At 44.0% G+C, this 4,839-nt stretch carries 5 protein-coding genes and 1 pseudogene; 1 reads left to right on the top strand and 5 read right to left on the bottom strand.

Translation table 11 applies throughout. The annotated features are described in order from the left end of the window. From MHN01_RS16715 to MHN01_RS16700, 4 genes and pseudogenes are all read right to left on the bottom strand, one after another. Positions 1 to 458 (bottom strand): annotated as a pseudogene (locus MHN01_RS16715) (radical SAM protein); the annotation flags it as partial. Positions 459 to 472: 14 nt separating this feature from the next. Beyond that, positions 473 to 625 carry a hypothetical protein gene (locus tag MHN01_RS16710; RefSeq protein WP_239412380.1) on the bottom strand — a complete coding sequence of 51 codons (153 nt, stop codon included), beginning with the start codon at positions 623 to 625 and terminating at the stop codon, positions 473 to 475. 271 nt (positions 626 to 896) lie between these two features. After that, the gene (locus tag MHN01_RS16705; protein WP_239412379.1) at positions 897 to 2,180 is read right to left on the bottom strand and encodes a HAMP domain-containing sensor histidine kinase; all 1,284 of its coding nucleotides are present in this window, start codon (positions 2,178 to 2,180) and stop codon (positions 897 to 899) included. 5 nt (positions 2,181 to 2,185) lie between these two features. Further along, the gene (locus MHN01_RS16700; RefSeq protein WP_239412378.1) at positions 2,186 to 2,854 is read right to left on the bottom strand and encodes a response regulator transcription factor; all 669 of its coding nucleotides are present in this window, start codon (positions 2,852 to 2,854) and stop codon (positions 2,186 to 2,188) included. A 340-nt stretch (positions 2,855 to 3,194) separates the two neighbouring features. Here MHN01_RS16700 and MHN01_RS24715 point away from each other — a divergent pair, with 340 nt between their 5' ends. After that, the gene (locus MHN01_RS24715) at positions 3,195 to 4,298 is read left to right on the top strand and encodes an HD domain-containing phosphohydrolase (RefSeq protein ID WP_239412377.1); all 1,104 of its coding nucleotides are present in this window, start codon (positions 3,195 to 3,197) and stop codon (positions 4,296 to 4,298) included. Positions 4,299 to 4,440: 142 nt separating this feature from the next. On the opposite strand, the gene MHN01_RS16690 is transcribed toward MHN01_RS24715, so the two are convergent. Further along, positions 4,441 to 4,839 (bottom strand): hypothetical protein (locus MHN01_RS16690; protein WP_239412376.1); only part of this gene is annotated, 399 nt, incomplete at its 5' end.

The following is a 4,839-nucleotide window of genomic DNA, read 5'->3' as shown; positions in this document are numbered from 1 at the left end:
GTAATGATGTTCGTCGGATAGGGCGTCAGGCTAGATAGATCTTGCAGCTGTGTTGCTTCATAGGCAGCTTTTAGCTTATTGGCGGAGACGTCTGCCAGAATTTCGTCCCAGAGCAAATCTGATTCGCCTTTGATAACAGCGTGAGCATGTAGCAAGGCTTCCGTCATCATGAAAGAAGGGTGCAGTCCACCGAGGATCACCTTGATGCCCTGTCTCATGAAGCTATCGGCAAGTTCATAGCCGCGATAGGCGTCAGGTGTCGACATGTAGATAACAACAAGATCACTATCAATTTTGTTCGGCACTTTCATTCCTGACGTTTCGTCGTACATCTCTATTTTTGCCTTACCTTGCAGTGCGGCAGCCGCAGAAAAGATATTCTGAGGTGGTGAGCCCTGGTACTTTTTATAGGATTTGAAGTAGTTATCCTGGCTAGCTTTAATCAAAGTTACTTTCATGATGATGTTTCCTGTTATGAGCGCCAGCTATTGCCGATAAGCAGAGAAATCGCAACGGACAGGCCCAGCCCGATAAGTACATTCGCTGTGCTAAGTCCCCAGATAGCGACACAGACAGCAACAGTAACCATTGCCCAGATAAGCGTTTCTAGAATCCAAGTACCCATCTTTAAACCTCTTCGATAATGCGATATCAACAGAATATAAGAGGGTTGGTTAACATTTGGTTACCGCTTGCCAAGCGTTGGAAAGCTCTCGAGTAAATAGCTTGTTGTTTACATCATTCGACAAGCCAGAAAACGAGTAGAGCGGAGAGCCCCAAAGAAAGCGGAGCAAGTAAGTGGCGATACATAAGGAAAGCCTCAAAATATGTGTATCGCCAGCTTAAAGAGGGCAGGGTTAATTTTAGGTTAACTTTAATGGCCCGGGCTGAAATTGTCAGGTGCTGAAGTTAACGGTTACCTTGAAAGTGTCTGCTTGGGGTTGGGTTTCGAAATGCCAGTGTTGTTTGGCGCATATTTTCTCGACTAGATAGAGGCCTACGCCGAAGCTTGTGCTCTGAACATCTGCAGTGTTATCTATGGTATCTGTCGTGGTGTTCTCGATGGATAACGAAGAGCCAGACAGTTTGATTTTGATTGTGTCTTGTTGCGAATGCTGAATAGCATTTCGGATTAAATTGACGACAACGATTCGTACCAGCTCATGAACCTGATCTTTTAGGATCTGGCCAGTGATGCCTTCTATGCTTATTGCTATTGTTTTGTCACCAGCCAGATAGTCAAGTTCTTGAACGACGTCATCAACCATTTGATGGAGGTCGATATTGTCGACTGCCAGATCATGATGATTGTCACGTGAAATCCAAAGCAAGGTGGTAATGAGACTGTGCATATTGGCCGATGAACGAGTAATCCTGCCGATCGCCCGCTGAACACTGGGTTTTGCGTCTTGTGCAATACGTTCGAGCATTTCAGCACTCGCCGATATTATCGTAACGGGAGTACGCATTTCATGGCTGGCCGCCCGGAGAAAAAACTCTTCTCGTTCGACGACTTCTTTTTGTTTTTTAACACTGCTCGATAGCTGATCGGCAAGCTGCCCGAACTCAGAGTAGCGCAAATCTTGTGTTTTTGGGGGATCTTCGGTATTCAGAGTTTGAGCCCAGCTTAGAAGCCGGAAGACGGGTTGGGTCAGGCGATTGATTAGTACTCTGACAATGAGAAAAACGATGATGACCAAGATACCGGCCACGATACCGATCAGGCGGTTGTTTGACTGGGATGTGTCAATTTGCTCAAAGATATTATAAAGAATGCTCTCGTCGTATTGGGAAACGACATACAAAGTCTGCTCGGATGCTGAAAACGGGTGCATCATTGCATAGAGATATTGTCCGTTCTGCTCAGACGTTGGGTAGAGGTATCCTTCATAGATGGTATCTGGCGCAAAGTTTTCCCAATCAAGTTGAACCCTGTACTTTTCAGGGATTTGAGCAAGGTCGGTATAGACTTGAAATGTCTCGGCATTCTGAAAGACCGGCATTTTCCCGCTTGAGGTATACTCTCGTTCAAGCAAGGAAACCTCATACATAAAAACGTACTTTTCTGTCTCAACCATCCCCATTAAGTAGCTTTGATTCATTAGCAGGCTGTATACCGTAGCCAGTACCAATGCCAACCCACAAAGAAATAGGTAAATATCTCGTTTAATACTTGGCATGTCGATTACTCTCTCAGGGCGATGCCGACACCGTGGACAGTGTGAATGAGTGGGAAGGGAAAAGGTTTGTCGATCTGCTGGCGAAGCTTGTGTAGATGGACTTTGAGGCTATCCGCACTAGGAAGGTCATCTCCCCAGACGTTTTTTTCTATCTCTTGCTTTGACACTACGTTCGGAGAGTGCTGCATCAGACAAACAAGTATTTTCCAGCATACTGGTGACAAGGATACGGGATGCCCTGCACGTGTTACTTCATGTTTGTCTATATTAATCGATAGATCAGCGACACTCAGTTTCTGAACTGTTCCGTGTGTTCTTCTTACCAGAGCTTGAATCCGCATTTTTAATTCAGCCATTGCGAAAGGCTTGACGAGATAGTCATCCGTCCCGGCCGAGAACCCTTTGAGTTTATCCTCCAGCGTGTCTCTTGCCGTCAACATGAGGATGGGGGTACTGATCCCTTTTTGCCTTAATTGCTGACAGACTGTCAGCCCATCCATTTTGGGCATGGAAATGTCCAGAAGAATAATGTCATAGCTGTTTTCAAGCGCGAGAGTGAGTCCGGCAGCACCATGGTAGGCAAAGTCGAACTCAATCCCGTCCAGCTCCATGTAGTCACTGATGGCTTCTGCCAGATCTTTATCATCTTCAATGATGAGAGCTTCAATTGTCATCCGTTTATTCCTTGAACGAGCTCGGTATGCTTATAGGGAGTGATAATAGTGAGTTTATCATGGCTGTTTGAGTGATTTAGTGCCTTTATTTTTGCTTATGGCTATCGGCTTAAGGCTAGCGCGTTAAAGGTTAACGAATGGTTATCTTTCAAGTTGCCACTGGGGGGAGGAAGATGGTTTTGCTGTGTTTACTTATCCTGTTTTTCATAGCTTGTGGAGCAATGTCTATTTATGTGGTGAATAAATTAAATACAAATTGATGAATATGTGATAACCATTCTTTATCTCTGTCACCAAATGATTACAATTGCACAGCATTTAAGTGATTACTGAGGCTATTGTGACAACGCTTAAGGACACCGTAGGGCAACTCCACAGACAATTACTGAACTCTGGCTTGGATGAGTTAAGCCGGATCTCGATTGCTTTGCTTGACGAGGAGCATATTCGTACATATGTCGACTCAACGGTGGGAAGTATTCCCCTTAGCCACCATAGCAAAAGGCTCAGCACGTCGCTGTCATTGACTCAATTGGTACAGAGCGGAAAATCCAGAATTGTCGATGACTATAGCTGTTACCTGAAAGGAAAAACGGACGGGGCCAATGCATGGTTGATAAAAAACAAACTGCTTTCATCTTATACTATTCCTGTCTTCTTTAGTGGTGACTTTCTTGGCTTTATATTCTTTAACTCAAAGAGAAAAGCATACTTTGACGAACAAATGTTGGCGTTGTTGAGGGATGCCGTTGAAGAGATACAAACAGGTATCTATCAAGAAAGGATTATGTTCGACAAGATTGTGTCGCTGAGCCAGTTTGCTGATAAAGCTTCTGAGATCAGGGACAAAGGGACTGCGCTGCACTGTCTTCGCTTGATGGAGTTAACTCGTATTATATCTTCCCATGTCGCCAACACTGTCGAGATTACAGACCGGGAAATGTATTACCTCATCAAGTTTTCTCCGTTGCACGATATCGGCAAGATAGGCATTCCCGATAATATACTGCTGAAAGCAGGGCCTTTAACGCCCGATGAGTATGCTGTCATGAAGCGGCATGTTGAGTATGGCCTGGAAATGGTCAATGCTGTTTGCGACAGTAAAGTCAGGCAGCATGATGCCTATCAGATGATCCACCATATTATTGGTGCCCATCATGAAATGCTTGATGGTTCCGGGTATCCGAATGGGGTAGAAGCAGGTGATATTAATATCTTTTCTCGCATTGTTACCGTAGCTGATATATTTGATGCTCTGACCAGTGAACGACCCTATAAAAAAGCATGGCCGGTTGATGATGCGCTTTATGAGCTAAATGAAATGGTCCAAAAGAATAAACTTGATCCGCTTTGTGTAGAAGCATTGATGCTTTATTTCGACAATCGAGACGAAGAAAATACTACGGCCATAAATCTTGATGATAAATGTGTTATTCCTGCCTGATAATTTCTTCTTGGAAGTAAAGTTAAATATAAAAACGGCACATCCGGGATAGTGATGTGCCGCGAAATTATTTATCTTTAAACACTTTGAAGTGAATGTGAATATTGCTTGGTGATGGGGATTTATAACCAAGCACATATATTTACAGGTAGAAATTCCATTTTTTGCTTTTATCAAGATAGGGAGGAAGCGGGCTGGAAGTTGAGAAAACCCATTGATTGTGATCCCATTTGGCGACGAATTTTTCTAATTCGTCTACGTTGCGCCCTGTGCCGCGTAGTACTTTCCCACCGCAATCCGGGCATGGCTTTAAGTCAGATTGGGCAGATGCCATAGCCGTACGGTTACACTTAGAGCAAACGGTTACCGCCTTGTGTTGACCAATATGAATGTATGCATTTGGTTTTATTTGCTTTACCGGATCTTTAGAGTGAATGCAGCGAACAGTGGCCAAGTTGCTTTTTCTCACTTTATTAGAAGTGGCAACGTTGTCCTTTTTATTTTTCTTATTTGTGCGACCAAATAGCTTTGATAGCATATT

Origin of the sequence: Photobacterium sp. OFAV2-7 (assembly GCF_022347985.1) — a bacterium.
Classification (GTDB): domain Bacteria; phylum Pseudomonadota; class Gammaproteobacteria; order Enterobacterales; family Vibrionaceae; genus Photobacterium.
This window is presented reverse-complemented; position numbering and strand designations above follow the sequence as displayed.

What these genes read in the sequence shown, in the direction of transcription:
- MHN01_RS16700 (WP_239412378.1), bottom strand. Translation starts at nt 2,854, where the DNA reads ATGACAATTGAAGCTCTCATCATTGAAGATGATAAAGATCTGGCAGAA.
- MHN01_RS16705 (WP_239412379.1), bottom strand. Translation starts at nt 2,180, where the DNA reads ATGCCAAGTATTAAACGAGATATTTACCTATTTCTTTGTGGGTTGGCA.
- MHN01_RS16710 (WP_239412380.1), bottom strand. Translation starts at nt 625, where the DNA reads ATGGGTACTTGGATTCTAGAAACGCTTATCTGGGCAATGGTTACTGTT.